Origin of the sequence: Helicobacter trogontum (assembly GCF_000765905.2) — a bacterium.
GTDB classification, from domain to species: domain Bacteria; phylum Campylobacterota; class Campylobacteria; order Campylobacterales; family Helicobacteraceae; genus Helicobacter_A; species Helicobacter_A trogontum.
The window spans coordinates 1-19409 of sequence record NZ_JRPL02000002.1 but is presented as its reverse complement, the minus strand read 5'-3'; the positions used below and the strand labels follow the sequence as shown (position 1 = coordinate 19409).

The window sequence follows — 19409 nt, the reverse complement described above, 5'->3', positions numbered from 1 at the left end:
AATTATACTCTCTTTATGGAATCTAAGCCAAAAACATAATGAATTCAAATGCTAAGAATAAAGACATTCTATAATAGTGGAAATCAAAAAGAATTAAAGCTAATACATCATGGACAAACTAAGCTTTACAGGTAAAGACAACAATAATACATTATTGCAGTTTTTATTGTAAAATTTGATCTATCAAATACAAAGGCGTAATATGCAAACCCCATGCACACATTGTAAGCAAATATACAACAAAAATGCGTTAAAAGAAGTAAAAGATACTGATACAAATGAAACTTTATATTTTTGTTGTAATGGCTGTGAGCTTGCATATTCACTCCTAAAATCATGCGATTTGGAATCCTTTTATACAAAGCTAGGCAATAATACCCTGCAAACAAAACAAATACAGGATTCTAAAAATGTCATTACAAATTTTAACTCTATCAATTTCACACAAAAATATCTCAAAGATTCCCATGGTCTAAAAGAGGTGCATTTTGTGATAGAGGGTGTTGTATGTGCCGCATGTGTATGGTTAAATGAGCAAATTCTAGCAAAAATACATGGTATAAAAGAAATAAAGATAAACTACACAACACACAAGGCAAAGATACTTTTTGACCCAAATGAAACAAATTTTCAAAATATCTATGACGAAATTGCAAAAATAGGTTACCGAGCTATTGTCTATGATCCACAAGATAAGGAGCAAAATGACAATGTGAGAAATAGAGAGTATTATATCAAATTAGCTGTGGCAATATTTTGTGCAATGAATGTTATGTGGGTAAATGTTGGGCAATATAGCGGCTTTTTCTCAGGCATAGATTCTATTTCAAGTAATATATTAAATCTTGCAAGCTTCATTCTTACTACACCCGTACTCTTCTTTTGTGCGAGCAACTTTTATAAACAGGCTTACAGAGGGTTAAAAAATGGTGTGATAGGCATGGAGCTGCTTGTTGTAACTGGCACAAGCCTTGTATATTGCTACTCAATTTATGCATGGCTTAGTGAGAGCGGGCATACTTATTTTGAATCTGTTTGCATGATTATTTTGTTTGTCTTAAGTGCAAAATTTTTAGAATCTTTAAGTCAAAAAAGAGCAAATGATAATCTATGCCGATTAAATGCGATACTACCACTTGAAGCACGTAAAGAAAACGGAGAAATTATATCTGTGTATGATGTTAAAGTGGGAGATACTCTGCTTGTTTTGGCTGGAGAAATGCTTTGTGTTGATGGAATCTTATTAAGCCCAAATGCACATTTAGATTATGCTAACATCAGTGGAGAAAGCCTAACGATTACTAAAGAAGTAGATGAGGAAGTTATGGCAGGAGCAATAGCTCTTGATAAACCATTGATATATAAAGCACAAAAAAGCTTTGAAGATTCTAGTATGAGCAAGTTGGCAAGACTTTTAAAGAAAAGTGAATTTAGCACACCAAAAATTGCAACAACTGCATTTAAAATCGCTGGTAAGTTTAGTCGCATTGTCTTAAGCATTGCTTTGCTTAGTTTTTGTTACTATTATTTTTTAGCACAAAGTGGTTTTGAGTATGCTCTGCTTATTGCAGTATCTGTAATTGTAATTGCTTGTCCTTGCGCATTGGCTCTTGCTACGCCTATTGCAAGCGTAGTTGGATTAAATGTAGGGTTTAAAAATCACATTATCTACACAAAAGCTGACTTTTTGGAATCTCTATCAAAGGCAGATTCTGTTGTCTTTGATAAAACAGGGACATTAACAGAGGGAAAGATGAGTGTCGCAAATATAACACATTACAATGGATTAAGAGAGCTTATACTAGATTCTAGAAAGCATCATATCAAATGCAATGAAACATCTCAGACAAACTTAAAAAGCGATACTCTACCCATAAATCAAGACAGAGCCTACTTGGATGATAATCTAGATTCTGAAAAATTACACTCAAAGACTCTGCAATCCACCCAAGCAACACACAATCTAGATTCCACAATCAATCCTCCAAACTTCACAAAACCTACAAAAAATACTAAAACATTAGCACAAGAAGAAAAAGCATTTTTATATGCCCTATTTAAACACAACAATCATGTAATCGCAAAAACTATAGCCCATTTCTTATACAACAGCGATACCGCAAAGCAAGATTCTATAAAAGCCTTATCTGATAAATATAGTTTTAATGACTTTTCTCTCATTGCAGGAAATGGATTTGAATCTTATTATAAAAACACGCATATTATAGGCGGTAGTAGAGCATATATGGAAAAAATGGGTATCATATTGCACGATAAGGATATAGAAGATGAAATGAGTGAGTGTTTCATTGCTTATAAATTACATGATGAAAAACAATACACACTTGCCTATAAATTTAGCCTCAAAGATTCTATAAAAGAGGGGGCAAAAGATCTTATAGCATTGCTTCGCAAGTATAAAAAGAAAGTAATCATTCTTAGTGGTGATAGAGAAAGCGTTGTTAAAAAGATAGCACAGGAGCTACATATTACAGATTATAAGCATTCACAAACACCTCTAGAAAAAGCCTCTTTTGTGCAAGATTTAATCACAAATGGACATAATGTCGTAATGATTGGTGATGGGCTAAATGATTCACTTGCATTAAAATACGCACAAGTTGGCATTGCGATGGGAAGTGGTAGTGAAATTGCTCTGCAATATAGTGATGTCATTATCCTTGATGATAGCTTAAGGAGTCTTGCAAATTCTTTTAGCATTGCACATAAAACATTGCGCATTATAAAAGAAAACCTTATCATGAGTTTAGTATATAATGCTCTTGCTATCCCACTTGCATTCTTTGGTTTTGTGATTCCATTATTTGCAGCAGCATTCATGAGTTTAAGTTCATTATGTGTTGTGCTAAATTCCTTGCGACTCTACAAAAGTAGGCTTTAATATTGTTTTTAATCCGCTATAATTTTAGCTTTTTTATAATTTATTAAATCTTTATTTAGAAATCTGGGAGCATTATGCGTCTTTTACTGCTTATTTTTTGCATGTTTAGCTTATCTTTCGCGGAAGTGGTACGCTCCGTAAAAGTGAATAATATTACTTATATGTCAGAATCCCTAGCAAAAGAGATTATTAATATAAAGTCAGGTGAAAAGCTTGATTATGGTAAAGTAGATAATGCTATTTTATCTCTTTACAAGCAAGGTTATTTTAGTGATATTTATGCAACATTTGATGATGGAATTTTGCAATTTTTTGTAAAAGAGAAACCAGCAATTGCAAGCATTGAACTTAAGGGCTATGGCACACAGAGCGAAAAAGAAACAATCTATGGGCAAATTGGAATCAAAAAAGGCGATACGTATGATGATATCAAACTTGATAAGGCGCTTGAAACACTCAAACAAATGTTGGAATATAAAGGTTATTATGGTAGCGTCATTGAGCCAAGTGTAACAGAACTAAGTGATGGTAGGGCAGTAGCAATTACACTAAATGTCAATCGTGGAGACACAATCGTTATTGAAAAAAGCTATTATGAGGGTGCGACAAAACTACAAAAACGAAAGCTAGAAGCCCTTAGTGCAAACAAACAGAGAGATTTTATGGGATGGTTACCTGGGCTTAATGCAGGTAAACTTATGCTAAGTGAGATTGAGCTTGATTCATTGCGTATACAAGATTCTTATATGCGTAATGGTTTTTTGGACGCACAAGTATCAAATCCACTACTATCAGTCAATATGACAAACCACAAAGCACAACTTTACTATAATGTAAATGAAGGAGAGCAATATAAAGTGAGTGGAATCTCATTTGTAATTGCTTCAGAACATCAAAGTGAGATTACAGAAGAAGAGCTTAAAAAAGATCTTAGTGCAAAGATTGGCGAAGTCTTTAATATACAAGATATTAGAGATGATTCGCAACGAATAAAACTAAAAGTGGCAGATTTAGGTTATGCCTATGTTGCAGTAAATCCAGATTTAAAAAAGAATGCACAAAAACAAGAAGTAGAAGTTATCTTTCACATTGACTTTGGTAAAAAAGTGCATATTAATGACGTTTTAATCACGGGAAATACAAGGACAGGTGATAGAATCATACGTCGTGAAATCCTCATAGCACCCGGGGATATTTACTCTTTGGGTAAGATTCAAAGCAGTGAAATCGCATTGAAACGTATCGGATATTTTGAAAATGTCCGCATTGATGAAAAACGCATTAGCGAAGATTCTATGGATTTAGTGGTCAATGTTACAGAGGGACGCACAGGAGAACTTACCTTTGGTATTGGTTATGGAAGTTTTTATGGACTTATGGTAAATGCAAGTGTGAATGAACGAAACCTTTTTGGCAGTGGTTTTGGAGCAAGTTTATATGCAAATGTGAGTTTTGGTGGTGATTTCTCTTACTACAATACAGGGGCAAATAGCTTTTTTACTGCTACACAACAAGCTTTCAACTTAAGCCTTACAAACCCTAGAATCTTAGATTCTAAATGGAGTTTATCGTTAAATATTTATTATAGTCGCTACCTCAACTACGTTTATACCCAACAAAGTGTGGGTGGTGGCTTTACTGTGGGACGCCTCTTGCTGCCTACTTTAAGATTTAATGTGGGTTATGATATTAATAAAACAGATACTTTTGGATTTTACAATCTTTATACAGGACAAGCCCAACCACAATATCAGAAATATTATGATTCAGGAAATATTGATTATTCAATAAAAAATCCCAACTGGGATAATAGCACTGGTGCTGGTCAAACAACAGACTGTACGGCTACTGATTGCAGTTCAATTACAAACACAGAATTCCTAAAATATCGCACACAAGGTTTATGGGATAGAAGCTATTCTGGTTGGAACAATGCTCCTATTAAGAGTTCGCTCACACCAAGCCTTGTTTTTGATAATACAGATGACTACTATTTTCCAAAGAATGGTAACTCAACAACACTCTCTTTAAATATCGCTGGTATCGGGGGTGATGTATATTATACAAAACTATATGCTAAGACGGGATTTTATTTTGATATCAGCAAATGGACAAAAATTGACTTAATAGCACGATATAAGGCACAAGGTGGTTATCTTTTCCGCTATAACCCAAGCCACTTTCTACCGCTTAATGATACTTTTTATATGGGTGGTGTAGGCACAATTCGAGGATATTCAAGCTATTCTGTTACGCCACTAGATAGCGATGGGTTGCGTGTTGGTGGCGATGGAATCTTTACTAATTCAATAGAGCTTAGCTATGGATTAATCCCTAGTGCAAAAATGCGTGTAGCATTATATGTAGATTATGGGATCTTGACCTACCATGGTGCAAATGGTGCAGCAAACTTTAAGCAGTATGGTACAATTTATGGCAATTCAAGCATATTGGCAAGGGGTGCAGCTGGTGTCGCCGTAGAATGGGTATCACCTATGGGACCTATTGTAATAGTAATCCCTATGTTGTGGTATGGACCAACAGACCCAATGGGTACAGGACCTAGCAAGATCTTTAGCTATGGCGTGGCAAATGACATTCGTGCGAGTGGAGGATATCTTACAAACTATCCTAGCTTCTTTGAATTCACTATGGGAACTAGATTTTAATTACAATATTGCTTATAACAATAAAGATTCTAAAAGCTACATTCTAGCTATGAATATGTGTAAATAGACATAAGGATATTAATGTCACTATCATCATATACTTTACGTGCATTATCATTGCGACAAAAAATAATCATTGTTTTACTTTTTAGTAGTGTTGTATTAGGTATTATTGGCGTGTATATCGCACATAGTGAATGGATATTCTCACTTATCTGTGGTTGCCTATCTTATATGTTGCTTATGATAGTAACATTCCAATCTATCCATCTAAAGATCATGCAGAAAATACAAGAAGCTGATACAGAACAAAAGCTATTAAAGTATGCAAGTCGATATGATGATGAAATGCAAGACATTACGCAACAAGCTACAACACAAGATTCTAGCCATACTCAAAATACATTAGAATCTCTGCATTCTATTAAGACCCAAAACTCTCATATTTATCATACAGACACACATAAAACATCCCACACAGATTCCATATCTGCAACTCACAATAAAGTTTCTCTGAATCATACAATTATGCCTGAGAATGATAAAATTTTAGAATCTGTGCCTTTATGTGCAAATACAGAGCACAGAGCACAGATCATACAAGATTCTATACGCAATTTAAATTCTAACAATTACGCACAAATGCCTCATCTAAGCACCAAACAGCAATCAGAATCCACAAGCAACACAAACCAAGCTGCTATACAAACATTTTCAAATAGCTTCTTGAACTCTCAAAATAATAAGAGCTGCCAAGCAACTAACACTCAAGCCAACGCTACAAAACCTATGCAAGAAGCCATACAAAACATCAACAAAGAAACAATACAAAAATTAGATAATGATCTACACGCAAAAAACAATGCCAAAAAACATGGCACAAACAATAAACCAGACAAAAAAGAGAAGGGCAAAGAAAGGACGAAGTTTCTTGATTTATCAAAGGCTAGTTTGGGTTTTGAGCTTAGCTTTTCACTACCCAGAATCCTTGTATTCATCGGCATGATTGTATGTTGTATTATACTAGTATGGTTTAAAGCATTTTATCCGTTTGTATATCTTTTTGGTGTTTTTCTTGGTGTCGTGCTTATCATGTGCTTTTTGTTTGTAAAGCAATGGTGTGAGGATTTTACTAGGACTTCATAACAACATCACACAAAATCATGTAAAATTTGCTAAAATATATACATAGAGTCTTTTAATAATAGGGGTAGTTATGAGATATGTAAGTTTTGTATGTTTTACGAGTGCATTTTTTGCGATAAATGCGGCATTTTGTGTGCCCGTTGCAATACAAAATGATTATGACAATATTTGTTGGAACTGCTATAGCCCAGAAATTGCCATACAAAACTTTCTCTCAAAATATCGTGAGCCATTGCGAAATTTATGCTTCAAAAAAGATGCCAAAGCATGTGAAATGATGGCTACTCTTAATTCTGCATTACAAAATGATATAGATGCACAAGATTATTACCAAATGGCTTGTAAGCTTGGAGTAAAAGACTCTTGTGCTAGAGTAGATATAGATGAAGAATGATTTAGATTTAATGCTATGTTGTTTGTTTTTATCAGAATCTAATACCTTCTTACTACACCCTTATATAAGTAATCTAGATATAAAAGTAAAAATTTATACATTCCCAAATCAATCATCTAAAAACTTACTCAAAAAGAAAAAAGCCCAAACAATGCCATATTGTTTCTCGCATAGTTTTGAAAGATAAAAAATCTTAATATACATTGACCAAGCCAAGCCCTTGTGGGTGTAATATTAAGTAATACATATATAGAAATACTGAAACTTACTTGCTTTCAAAATGTTTATATTCTATAATTATATTTATTGGAATTTCAATAAGATTTTAACTGCTTGTAGCGACAATCTCTCGCATTCTTGAATATCTCTTAGAGTTAGATCTCATGTATTTTTAACGTTTGTCTTTCTTTTTAATTGTTGCATAAAAAGCTAAAGATTCTTCTCACTTGCAAATGTATTATTCATGCTTAAGATTTGTGTTTAACTCCAGCACAACCAAGAAATGCAGCCCACATAAAACGTGATACATATAATTATGCATGATGTTTCTATGTGTTTGGAACTTTATTTGCTTAAGATAGAAAAATTTTATTATTGTAAAGGATTTCTATGCTACGCTCATTATGGTCAGGTGTAAGTGGGCTTCAAGCTCACCAAGTTGCATTAGATGTAGAGAGCAATAATATTGCCAATGTTAATACGGTTGGTTTTAAATATTCTCGTGCGTCTTTTGTAGATATGCTTTCTCAAGTAAAACAAATTGCTACCTCGCCCTATAAAAATGGACTTGGAGGGCAAAATGACTTTTCAGTGGGTATGGGTGTTGGTGTTAATGCAACAACAAAAGTTTTCTCACAGGGTAATACACAAAACACAGATGTCAAGACTGATTTAGCTATTGAAGGGGATGGCTTTTTCATCATCAGTAGAGATAGAGGTGAGACAAAAAACTATACAAGAGATGGTGAGTTTTTATTTGATGCAAAAGGGAATCTTGTAACAAATGGTGGCTATGTGGTGCAAGGCTGGAATAGACCGCCAATTGATCAGGGCTCTGGCTCTACAATGACTGATAATGAATTTTTCAAGGTAGATAATACAGGACCACTTGAAAGTATTCAAATCGATCCTGGTATGGTTATGCCTGCACGACCTACAAGCAAGGTTACACTTAGAGCAAACCTTAGTGCAGGAAGGCATGTAGATGATGTGGTGAATGTATCTGCATTAGATTCCACAACTTATACTGCTTCTGATGGTGTTAGTCCAAAATATGATTCTAAGGGAAATCTTACTCAAATGGCGGAGGATTTTGGTGCATTATTTAATGCTGATGGGGATTCTTTTGCATTAAATGAGAATCAAGGCTTTTGGATGAGCTATAAGACTTCTCGCCTTGTAAATAATGTAGTGACCACAAAAGAGCCAAGTGTCATATATCTTAACGGGCAAAAAGTCAGTTTTACAAATGATTCTGGGCTTTCTGGCACAAGCACACTTGCAGCAGCAGTTTCAGCCATTAATGCTGTGCGTGATAAAACTGGTATTGAAGCATATGTAGATAATGGTCAATTGCGACTTGAGAACCGCAACGAAATGGATGGTGATGAAAATACAAAAAACATCATCGTCACAAAAAGTGGGACAGGAGCATTTGCAAACTTTGTAGAGGGCGATAAAGACATCACGGCATTCCGATATCGTTATACAAAATCAAATGATCCAGATTCTACAACAGGGCAATTTAAAACAACAGAGGATTTGCGTGCTTTGATGCAATATGATGCAAATATGATAAAAAGTCCAGGCAAAGAATATAAGGATAGCACTGCAAGCGTAAGTGTTACGCTTAATCGTTTTGGTATGTTTGAAATCTCAAACAAAGATAACGATGATGGTGTAACTGACAACTTGCAAATCATGGCAAGTGCATATAGCTCAGGGCAAGTTTCAAGCAATATCTTATTGCGTGATGCAATGCGTGCATTAAACACAGCTTCACTTATTGAAGGCGGGGCTAGTGTAGCAAGTGGTAAATTCACACATGCAAGACATGCAACAAGTGTTGATTTATTTGATACTCTAGGCACAAAACATACTATACGATTTGAGTTTATAAAAAGTGGTGGTAAGGAATGGACATTTAGGGCAATTGTGCCAGAACCAGCACAATTTATAGGTGGTAGTGCAGATAACCCAAATATGTTTGAGGGCGGCAGAGTATCATTTAATAATGATGGTAGCTTGGCAGGTATGAATCCGCCTATGTTGCAATTTGATCCAAAAAATGGTGCTGAAGCCCCACAAAGAATTGAGCTAAATTTTGGTAAGAATCAAACTTTTGATGGATTAACAAGCGTAGATAAACGTTCAGAAACCTACAATATAGCACAAAATGGCTACAATGCTGGAGATTTGATGGATGTAAGGTTTGATGCAAATGGTGCATTGCTTGGTGCATTTAGCAATGGCAAAACTCTTGCATTAGCACAAGTTGGTCTAGCAAACTTTGCAAATAGTGCAGGTTTGCAAGCAGAAGGGAATAATATTTTCTCTGAAACAGGAAATAGTGGTGAGCCAATTATAGGTGCGGCAAATACTGGACGCAGAGGCGGTGTAAGTGGCTCTAAGCTTGAGATGAGCAATGTGGATTTAAGCAGAGCTTTAACGCAGCTTATTGTAGTGCAAAGAGGGTTTCAAGCAAACTCAAAAGCCATTACAACATCAGATCAAATTCTAAACACACTCCTAAGCTTGAAGCAATAAGGATATTTTAGGTAGTTGAAAGGAGGTAACGCATGGATATTGTTTTGGCGATGCTTGCTGATAATGCAGCAAAAAAGATTGGTGAAAAGAAATGGGAGCAGTTTCCTTATGGTATGGAGAGACACGCACAAGAAAATGAAAACATACCAAATTATGCTTTGTACCGCTATATTATAAACAATGCAGTGCGTTATCCACACGAATGGGTAATAAATGGGTATGGTGCTAAAGTATTAGTAAGAATAAAGTTGATGGGCAATGAAGCTCAACTTGCCAATATTGACATCATTCAAAAAGCTGATGGTTTAAATGATGAGGCAGTGCGACATGAAGTTACAAAAACTTTTGATCGTGCAAAGAAAGATTTTTCTTCATTAATAAATGTTAATAGCAATCCTGAAAGTACATATATAACACTGCCACTTGAATGGAAGATTGTTGGGGCATAAGCCTCTTCATCTGGGTATGTAACCTATAGATTTATACACGCAGCCATATTGCATACATAAAATCACCCTACTAAGAATCTTTAACCCTTATTTTTTATAAGCATGAGGATTCATACATCTACAAAATACGCTATAAAGATCATAAGCTTAAGCACAAAGATTAATCAATAGTTTTTATCTTTGTTAACATATCATGTGCTATTGCTTGAATATTAAAAGGATGGCAAATCTGTGTCATGCTACTAAATTGCGTACGATTAAAGGTAGTTTGCCTTTTAGCGAGCTGTCGCGTGTGCAATGCAATTAAATGTTCTAACTCACACTCTCCAATCTCTCCACGCAAAAACATAAGACATTCTTTTAAGCCTATAGATTTAAATGGTTGTATTTCACTACCATAAGTCTCTAAAAGCCTTGTTGCTTCTTTGATAATGCCGCTTTTCATCATATTGTGCGTTCGTATCTCTATATTTTTATGCAGTATAACTTTTGGTACAATAAGACTATAAATATTTATAGGTAGAAAAAACGGCACGGGAGGATTCTGTATAAAAAATTGTGTTGGTGACATATTGGTTTGAAAAAAAATTTCTAATGCTTTTGTGATTCTATAGGTGTCATTACTGCTTATCTTTTCAGCATATACAGAATCAATATTAGCCAAAAATTTATATTGCTCACTCAAAGGCTGCTCTTTTAACATCATAAAATCTGTCTGTCTTATATTATCACCCTGAAAAGTATCAAGCGGACTCAAACCTTGCATAATCGCTTTAAGATAAAAGCTGCTACCACCCACTATTAAGAGATTTTTTTGCTCCTTCTTGCAGTATTGTACACTCTCATGTAAAAGTGATAAAAATAAACTTGCCGATACATGTTCATTGGGAGATAAAATATTTATAGCAAAGTGTTTAATCTTTGCAAGTTCATCATTTGAAGGTTTAGCTGATGCGATATCAACTTCCCTGTAAATGCAAAGTGAATCTAATGAGAATATGTAAGCATTTAGTAATGGTGCAAGCTCTAATGATAACGCACTTTTACCACTGCAAGTTGCCCCAACAATAGCAAATATATTTGGATAATTCATAATACGCCCTTCACCTCATCATTATGAAAGTAGGTTTAAGTGAATATTGCAGGATAAACACAAATAATTCTCCCTAAAATTCCTCAACACAATCTCTTAAGACATATTTTCATCTACATCTCAAAATTTTTCATGTATAAAATTGGAGGCAAGAATCATATATGATGTATCAATCATGATGCATATGTGTATTTTCATGATTTAGATTCTCATGCGTCTCATTCTCATGATGATGTGAATGCATGTGGGAATCTACACTTGGCATTTGCATATCTTTGTGTGTATCATGACCATGCGACATACTTTGGTGTTTCTCGTGGTGCATAGGGTTATGCCCTTGTAAGAGTTGAGTACCTTTATAAATACTACTAAAAGCAAAATAACTCATAATAACAAATGCAATATATAAAAAAACACGTCGCATACCAGAGTGAAAAAGTCGCTGACTAAAAAACCCAACAAGAAAAAGAGGTAAAAAAGTGCCAAGAGAAAAGACAAACATGCTCAACATTGCATGCCATACACTTAAAGAATCTGCAGCTTTAATCGCAAACATGTAAACAAGATGGCAAGGAAGTAAGCCATTTAATACCCCAACAACAAAGAATCCAGCAATACTTTTTGAGTGCAAAGCACTATGAAATGCTTTCTTATACCACGCATAGTTGCCGCTAGGGGCTATATTCCCAAACACTTTAGGATAAAATGTAACAATAAATGCGGTAATAAAAAGTAAAACACCAAGCACAATAAAAATGATTGCTTTTGCAGTTTGACTAAAACCAAAACTCTTTCCAATAAAAACAAAACATAGTCCAATAAACATATAACTACACATTCGCCCAAAAAAATAGAGTATATTCGCAAGAGATTGCAAAATCTTTGAACTATCAAATTGTCGCATATTTAGTCCGATAACAATCCCACCGCACATACCAACGCAATGCGAAAGAGATGCAAAAAAAGCTGCACTAAGCAATAAAAGATAATCTTGAAAACTCATTTAACTTCCTTTTTGCAATTGGATTCTAAAGAATTGTTAGCCCAGCAGTAAAACTACAATTTACCTATATCAATAGCCTATTATGTGAATTTATTGGACTAACGCTATCTACCTTACACAACGCTTAAATCACCAGAGGCATAATATATAAACCCACATTATTACACTACAGAGTGATTCTAAACTCTATATTTGAAACAAGATAGAGCACCGTAAAGTAAAATTAGCACAAATAACAATAATCAAATGTTAAAACATGTAAGTATAGCGGAATGAAGCCACATAAAAAAATGCACCTAGCGATAGTTCAATCCTATGTGTATTGTCAATATTTAACGAACCGCCAATATTACCAGAAAACACGAAATTTGTTGCCAATCCATTAAATGGCGCAATAAATCCGAGGGATGGACCAAGAAAAATACCCCCAACAAACCTATCTTGTGGATTAAACTCCAATGTCCAATCTGCACCAAGACGCATAAATAAGCCAGCAGCAGCACTATTTTGTAGCCAATTTATAGTTCCAATACCTCTTACACCATGTCTAAAACCCATGAATTGCCACTCGGATTTAAAATAATGTTGATACCCACCAACTACACCGAGATTAAAAGAACCATATCCGCCAAAGCCCACTTCAGCCCCAGCAAAAACATTGCTCATGCCATAACCAACATTGGACTTTTTAGAACCTGCTGCAAATAACAATCCACTAAATAACACACAAACAATTGCAAGACAACACTTCTTCACACTATCTCCTCTAACAAACAAAAATCAAGCAATAATTGTAGCATAGTTTTATGTATTCACATCTTTTTCTATTGGGTATATTTAAACATTAAGAACTTGCTACACTTGCGAGGAATTATTATGCAAAAGTATCATGGAGAATTTATATGAAGTGCTTACAAAAGATTTCATTAGTAAGCAATGTAGTGAGACAACCTATCCAAAGTAAAGGAGTTGAAAACTGCTAAAGGTTAGAACTTACATACTAAAAGCCAAAGGTTCTTGTAAAAGGTGTAATATAGGTTGTCTCACCACATTGCTCTTAAGTTCAAAAGTTCCATATCATCGACATGCAACGAAGCTCTAAATAACGCAATATGTTCGAAGCCGCATTGTACTAAAAATAAACAAATAAATCAAGCAAGTAATCAGAAAACTACAATAAATTAATTTAATAATTGTAAATATTGCACTTCTATGTCACCAAACATTCTTAATATAGTAAAGCACCTTGCAATACTAAGCTACTATAGAATGTTTAATATTAAGATAATGATTAGTTGAGACTGCATGATACTATTCATCCCAATAAATTCTGTGATTTTTATTACACAGCATAACACCCGCTCATCTACACAAGTAAACCTCGAAATTATATGGAGATAATCACTATACATTACTGGCGGATTAATTCTATGTATATAACAAGTTACTGCTATTTTTTATTACACATTAACAAATTTTGCACAGCCGTGCTGTTCATAGATTTTATAATCTCTATCCACCCTTATAACATATTAAGGTTATGTCGTTTAAATACAACTTATACAAACCTTGAATAAAAAAGCAAATAAGATAGCATAAAAATAAAACTGATCTAAACTTAACTCTACAAAAGAACAAAAGTCAAAACAATCAAAAAACGCTTCCAAAAATACAGAAAATATCGATAGACTGCTAAAATACTTGCATATATCATTCTATAGAAGTACGCTATATCGTTCATATTAGATTCTTGCAACATACTCGAAAGTAGTCAGCAATTCAAATAAACAATAGCAATTAAAAATGAGAAAAATCCCCTCTCCACTACAGCCTAAATATCAGGGTGCACATCAGCATGATATAGAAATTAAACTCAATGCAATAAATTTATCTTTCAATAGCAAGCACACCACTACGCACGATTTCTTTTGGCATAAAGTTGTGCAATGAAGTGATGATGTCTTTAATCATCTGTGTTTCGCCACTCACACTAAAGACAATATTCTTCTCATTCCAACTCACAATCTTACCACCAGAAGCATTTATAAGTGCACTTATTGTGCCAATTTTTTCATTATTCTCAAACTTGATCAATGCAATTTCTTGTGTAACAATATCATTATGTTCTATAACGCTTAACACTGGAATAAGCTTATGCAGTTGTTTTATAATTTGCTCTAACACTTTCTCATCACCGCGAGTCGTGATTGTAATTCGTGAAAGATTATTATCTGTTAATGGAGCAACAGTCAGACTATCTATGTTATAACCTCTACCTGCAAACAACCCAGAAATACGCGCCAATACACTATGTTCATTTACAACAGTGATACAGATAATTCGTTTTTGCATATCTTTCCTTATTATTCTAATATCATTTTATAGAGAGGATTCCCACCTGGAACCATTGGCAATACAATCTCATCTTTATCAACATATACATTAATGAGACTAACTTTTGGACTTTCTATAGCTTGATTTAGTGCTTCCCTAAAAGATTCTTTATCATGTGCTTCTAAACCCAATGCACCAAAACTCTCCGCTAACAACTTAAAGTTTGGTTGCGTGAGTTTTACATGAGATAATCTCCTTTCATAGAAAAACTCCTGCCATTGTTTTACCATACCTAAATATCCATTATTAAGTATAATATTTATAGTTTTAATATCAGATTCTACACAAGTCATGAGCTCTTGTATATTCATCAAAATTCCGCCATCACCACTAAAATTTATGGCATATCGCTGTTTATTTTCACCCTCACACATTTCTTGCAAGGCGACTGAAACACCCATGGTTGCTGGCATACCAAATCCCATTGTCCCTAGTCCACCGCTTGTAATAAATTGTCGCTTTGTGCTAAATGGATAAAATTGTGCCGCCCACATTTGATGTTGACCAACATCGGTAACAACAATAGCTTTATCGCCTAATATCTTTCCTGTTTCTTCTATAACCCACTGCGGCTTCAACACAGCCTTACTTACATTAGAATCCTGACTATCATTATAAGATAATGGATGGGAGCTACTCCATTTTTTAAGCTTTGTAAGCCATGCTCGTCTTGCCTCAACTACCTCTTGTGTTGGTGCTCTATCTTGTAGTTCCTTTATAAGTTCTTGTAAAACAAGATTTAAATCACCCACAATAGGGTAATTTACATTAATAATTTTACCAATAGAGCTAGGATCAATATCAATGTGTGCAATCTTTGCAAATTTTGCAAATTCACTTACCTTACCTGTTACTCTATCATCAAATCTAGCACCCAAGCTAATAAGTAAATCGCACTCGCTTGTAGCCATATTCGCCGCATAAGTACCATGCATTCCAAGCATACCCAAAAAGTTGGAATCTCCTTGTGCTACCCCTCTTGCCATGAGTGTTTCCACGCTTGGAATCTGCGTGATTTCAAGTAATTTCTTTACCAAATCATGACTATTTGCAATAACTGCACCACCACCAATATAAAACAATGGGTTATGAGATTCTAATATTGCATTTGCAAGTTTTTTGATTTGTTTTGCATTGCCTTTTGTTGTTGGCTTATAACTTGCAAGTGAAATGCTGTTTGGATAGTCAAATTCCCCCACTTGTGCACTAATATCCTTTGGCAAATCAATGAGAACAGGACCAGGTCTGCCACTTCTTGCAATATAAAATGCTTCTTTTAAAATACGTGGTAACTCATCAATGCTTTTTACAAGATAATTATGCTTTGTGCATGGACGCGAAATGCCCACTGCATCAATTTCTTGAAATGAATCTGTACCAATTTGTGTTAGAGGCACTTGCCCACTAATCACTACAAGTGGAATAGAATCTGTAAAGGCTGTCGCAATACCAGTAACCGCATTTGTAAAACCTGGTCCAGAAGTAATAATTGCCACACCAACTTTACCAGAAGCCCTAGCATACCCATCGGCCGCATGGACTGCTGCTTGCTCGTGCCTAGTTAGAATATGTCGAAAATAATCCTGCTTGTAAATCTCATCATAGACATTAAGGACAGCTCCACCCGGATAGCCAAAAATCACAGATACACCCTCTAAGTGTAGTGCCTCAATAAGCATTCTTGAGCCATTCATTTGCTGCTTTGCCATATCATTCCTTTAAATAATACCACATAATACTGCCAAAATAAAAAGCTATATTATATACAACTTTTTGCTAAGGTTGTCAAGTATTTTCTACTTATTTATTTGTTTTATATGTAAATGATAAAATTTTTCTTTACCATTTCTTATTGCTTATTCCATAAAGCAAACCTCTCAAACTTGTTTTAGTCTGTTTTATGATATAATTAATCTATGCAATAACCTAGAATCCGCATTATTACATATTGTATCTAGGTTTATTCTAATAATTTGTAAGCATAAAACTTATAAATTAATTAAAAGGGGAATAATGAGATATGTGCTTATTGTAGCCGATGGAGATATCGCATTGCACTTTGTGCATAAAGTGCTAGATGATTACTCAAGCAATAATTTCTATATCGTTTTATACAGAGATTCTCGTTTTTTACCAAAAAAATATCCCAATACCTTTAGATTTCATGAATGCGATTATACCTCATCATTTCGTCTTGAATCCTGCCTAGACAATGATGATGTCAGTGATATTTTCATCGTGCTACAGGATGAAAAAGAGGGGGATGTTGTATATGATTATTTACGCAAAAAGTATAAAAAAAGTCGTATTGTTCGTAGTATACATGCTCCAGAAATTTCCTACGAGACTACAAAGAAAAATGATGGAAACCTGATAGTTGTAGCAGAAACAAATGCGGTTGCTTCAAGGCTATTGCTTCGTATGCCAAATGTTCCAGTTATACCGCGTGGTTTTGGTTTGGAGCAAGGTGAAATTATGGAGATTGGAGTGCCAAGTGGTAGCATTTTTGCATATCGTCAAATAGACACGATAAAACAAGTGGGCTGGTGCATTGTTGGAATCTATCGTGCAAGTAAATTTATCCTTGCAACACAAGATTTAGTCATTTCTCCTGGTGATATTTTGCTTGTAGCAGGTGAGCCACAAAAAACACGTATGATATATAATCAAATCAAAGCAGATATAGGGCAGTTCCCAGCACCCTTTGGACGCGATATATGTCTCATACTTGACATGCGTTTGCAACCAAAGACGACCATGCTGCATGATTGCAAAGAAGCAATCTATGTGCATAGACATCTAAAGAGTGCAAAGCTAACTATCAAGATTTTACATGCAACAGAATTTGAAATAATAAAAGAACTTGAGGAATTACGCGATGAAGATATTGCTGTAGTTGTTGATTATGAGAATCTGGACTTTATACAAACCTTAAAGAATAAGATTAGCGAGAAAGTGGGCTTTATCATTGTAAGTCAAGAAATCTTTGCCAAACGTGCTTATAGAAAAGCTTTGTGGGCGAGTAGATTGCCTGTCCTAAAAATAGGATCACATTCCTTGCGACCAGATAATTACGATCATACACTATCCAAACAACAACTTTATGCACAAAAGAAAATGCTATATCCGCCAAATGTCGCGACAAGTCTACTTGTAAGCTTAGGCGATGAATATAGAGATTCTAATATTTCAACACTTGTATTTGACATCAGCAAGCAACTTTGTCTTGATGTGTCTGTGTATGATTTTGAACCTGATGGACATTTCAATAATGAAATTGATGAGGAGTTTGAAAACCTTTCACGCATATTTGAAAGAAAATATACAATCAAACATAACAACACAGATAACCCCATATTTTATATACAAGGCTTGGATAAGCCTATTCTGCATTTCATTCCATTCCGTATGGCAATAACAAGATCAAGACTTACAGCATACATGCGAACTCAATTTGAATCCATTGTATGCATGGATAATGCTAATCCGCAGCTTTTTATTCCTGTGAGTGAATAGCCAATGCGTGTTGTTTTGATTGACAACTTTGATTCTTTCACGCACAATGTTGTCTATTTATTGCGTGAGATTGGTATCGAAGTGATTGTCTTACGCAATGACTGCACCCTTCAGACATTACAAAATATTGATTTCCACTCACTTGTTATAGCACCAGGTCCTAGTCATCCATTGCAATCTGGAATCTGCCTAGATGCGATAAAATATTTTGCTCCATTCAGAAAAATTTTAGGTATTTGCTTAGGACACCAATGTATTGCACATGTGTTTGATGGCGAAGTAACCCCCATGCAAACACCACAGCATGGCAAAACTTCACATGTAACCTTTAATGACCATCCACTCTTTCATGGCATAAGAGCACCCCTGAGAGTTGGTCGCTACCATTCATTGCATGTAAGCAAACTTGGAAAATGTGAGGCGTTAGCATGGAGTGAAGATGGTGTAATTATGGCATTACAAGCAAAGGGGTATCAAACCTATGGAATACAATTTCACCCAGAATCTATTTTGCAGGAACAAGGTAAGAAATTATTAAAAAATTTCTTCGATTTATGTTAAATATATTGATACTACATATTACAACTTATCTATCAGCAGATAAAATATACTACATGGAATTAACTTCTATAAGATTCAAATAAGAAAGTATGAGTAAAAACTATACTAAAGTAGGCTTACCAGCTCATTACACTCAATCAAGACAACAGTAAATACATTGAAAAGCATTATTAATCAATTAAGTGTAAGTATGCAAAAGACAATATACAAAAAAACTTACCCCCCCCCCCCTTCATTAATTACACTCTAGGGTGTTATAAACATTGCACTATATCAATAATGTAATTATGTATAGGGTCATGAGGTTTAGTATCTTTTTAATCTAGAGTTTTTACTTCTAGTCTATTATTATCTCTTTTATCTAGAGTCTTTATCTTACTCTAGTCTTTGCTTTTTTATTTAGCTTTAGCTTTATTTATTTAAAACTTCTTTCTATTAACATCTTCTAGAATCTTAACTGCAACAGAATCTATTGCATTGCTTATTTCTTGTGATTGATTTGCAATGACTACATTT

Annotated in this window: 13 protein-coding genes; 8 read left to right on the top strand and 5 right to left on the bottom strand. The window is 34.6% G+C overall.

Going from position 1 to position 19409, the window contains the following annotated elements:
• Window positions 1-202 precede the first annotated feature (202 nt).
• From LS81_RS01070 to LS81_RS01045, 6 genes are all read left to right on the top strand, one after another.
• Entirely contained in the window at window positions 203-2902 is a 2700-nt protein-coding gene (locus LS81_RS01070; protein WP_034345090.1) for a heavy metal translocating P-type ATPase, read from the top strand.
• A 74-nt stretch (window positions 2903-2976) separates the two neighbouring features.
• Window positions 2977-5571 carry an outer membrane protein assembly factor BamA gene (gene bamA / locus LS81_RS01065; protein ID WP_034345092.1) on the top strand — a complete coding sequence of 865 codons (2595 nt, stop codon included), beginning with the start codon at window positions 2977-2979 and terminating at the stop codon, window positions 5569-5571.
• A gap of 81 nt (window positions 5572-5652) precedes the next feature.
• Window positions 5653-6717, top strand: a complete 1065-nt coding sequence (locus LS81_RS01060; protein ID WP_034345095.1) for a hypothetical protein — start codon at window positions 5653-5655, stop codon at window positions 6715-6717.
• Window positions 6718-6787: 70 nt separating this feature from the next.
• Window positions 6788-7111 (top strand): hypothetical protein, encoded by a 324-nt coding sequence (locus LS81_RS01055; RefSeq protein WP_034345097.1) that lies wholly within the window; start codon window positions 6788-6790, stop codon window positions 7109-7111.
• Window positions 7112-7720: 609 nt separating this feature from the next.
• A complete protein-coding gene (flgE, locus tag LS81_RS01050; RefSeq protein WP_034345099.1) occupies window positions 7721-9877 on the top strand; it encodes a flagellar hook protein FlgE in 2157 nt (718 codons plus the stop codon).
• Window positions 9878-9909: 32 nt separating this feature from the next.
• Entirely contained in the window at window positions 9910-10326 is a 417-nt protein-coding gene (locus LS81_RS01045) for a hypothetical protein (protein ID WP_034345100.1), read from the top strand.
• 160 nt (window positions 10327-10486) lie between these two features.
• On the opposite strand, the gene miaA is transcribed toward LS81_RS01045, so the two are convergent.
• The 5 genes from miaA to LS81_RS01020 all read right to left on the bottom strand — a co-directional run bounded on the left by miaA (window position 10487) and on the right by LS81_RS01020 (window position 16525).
• Entirely contained in the window at window positions 10487-11419 is a 933-nt protein-coding gene (miaA, locus tag LS81_RS01040) for a tRNA (adenosine(37)-N6)-dimethylallyltransferase MiaA (RefSeq protein WP_034345102.1), read from the bottom strand.
• Between the two features lie 169 nt (window positions 11420-11588).
• Window positions 11589-12422 (bottom strand): sulfite exporter TauE/SafE family protein, encoded by an 834-nt coding sequence (locus LS81_RS01035; RefSeq protein ID WP_034347014.1) that lies wholly within the window; start codon window positions 12420-12422, stop codon window positions 11589-11591.
• 249 nt (window positions 12423-12671) lie between these two features.
• Window positions 12672-13178, bottom strand: coding sequence for a hypothetical protein (locus LS81_RS01030; RefSeq protein WP_034345104.1), 507 nt, complete (start codon window positions 13176-13178; stop codon window positions 12672-12674).
• 1131 nt (window positions 13179-14309) lie between these two features.
• Window positions 14310-14774, bottom strand: coding sequence for an acetolactate synthase small subunit (ilvN, locus tag LS81_RS01025; protein WP_034345106.1), 465 nt, complete (start codon window positions 14772-14774; stop codon window positions 14310-14312).
• Between the two features lie 11 nt (window positions 14775-14785).
• Window positions 14786-16525, bottom strand: coding sequence for an acetolactate synthase large subunit (locus LS81_RS01020; protein WP_034347354.1), 1740 nt, complete (start codon window positions 16523-16525; stop codon window positions 14786-14788).
• A gap of 304 nt (window positions 16526-16829) precedes the next feature.
• On the opposite strand from LS81_RS01020, the gene LS81_RS01015 reads away from it, so the two are divergent.
• Both LS81_RS01015 and LS81_RS01010 read left to right on the top strand, forming a co-directional pair.
• Window positions 16830-18332 carry a TrkA C-terminal domain-containing protein gene (locus LS81_RS01015; protein WP_034345108.1) on the top strand — a complete coding sequence of 501 codons (1503 nt, stop codon included), beginning with the start codon at window positions 16830-16832 and terminating at the stop codon, window positions 18330-18332.
• Window positions 18333-18335: 3 nt separating this feature from the next.
• Window positions 18336-18893: an anthranilate synthase component II gene (locus LS81_RS01010; RefSeq protein WP_034345111.1), complete on the top strand. Its 558-nt coding sequence runs from the start codon at window positions 18336-18338 to the stop codon at window positions 18891-18893.
• Window positions 18894-19409: the final 516 nt, after the last annotated feature.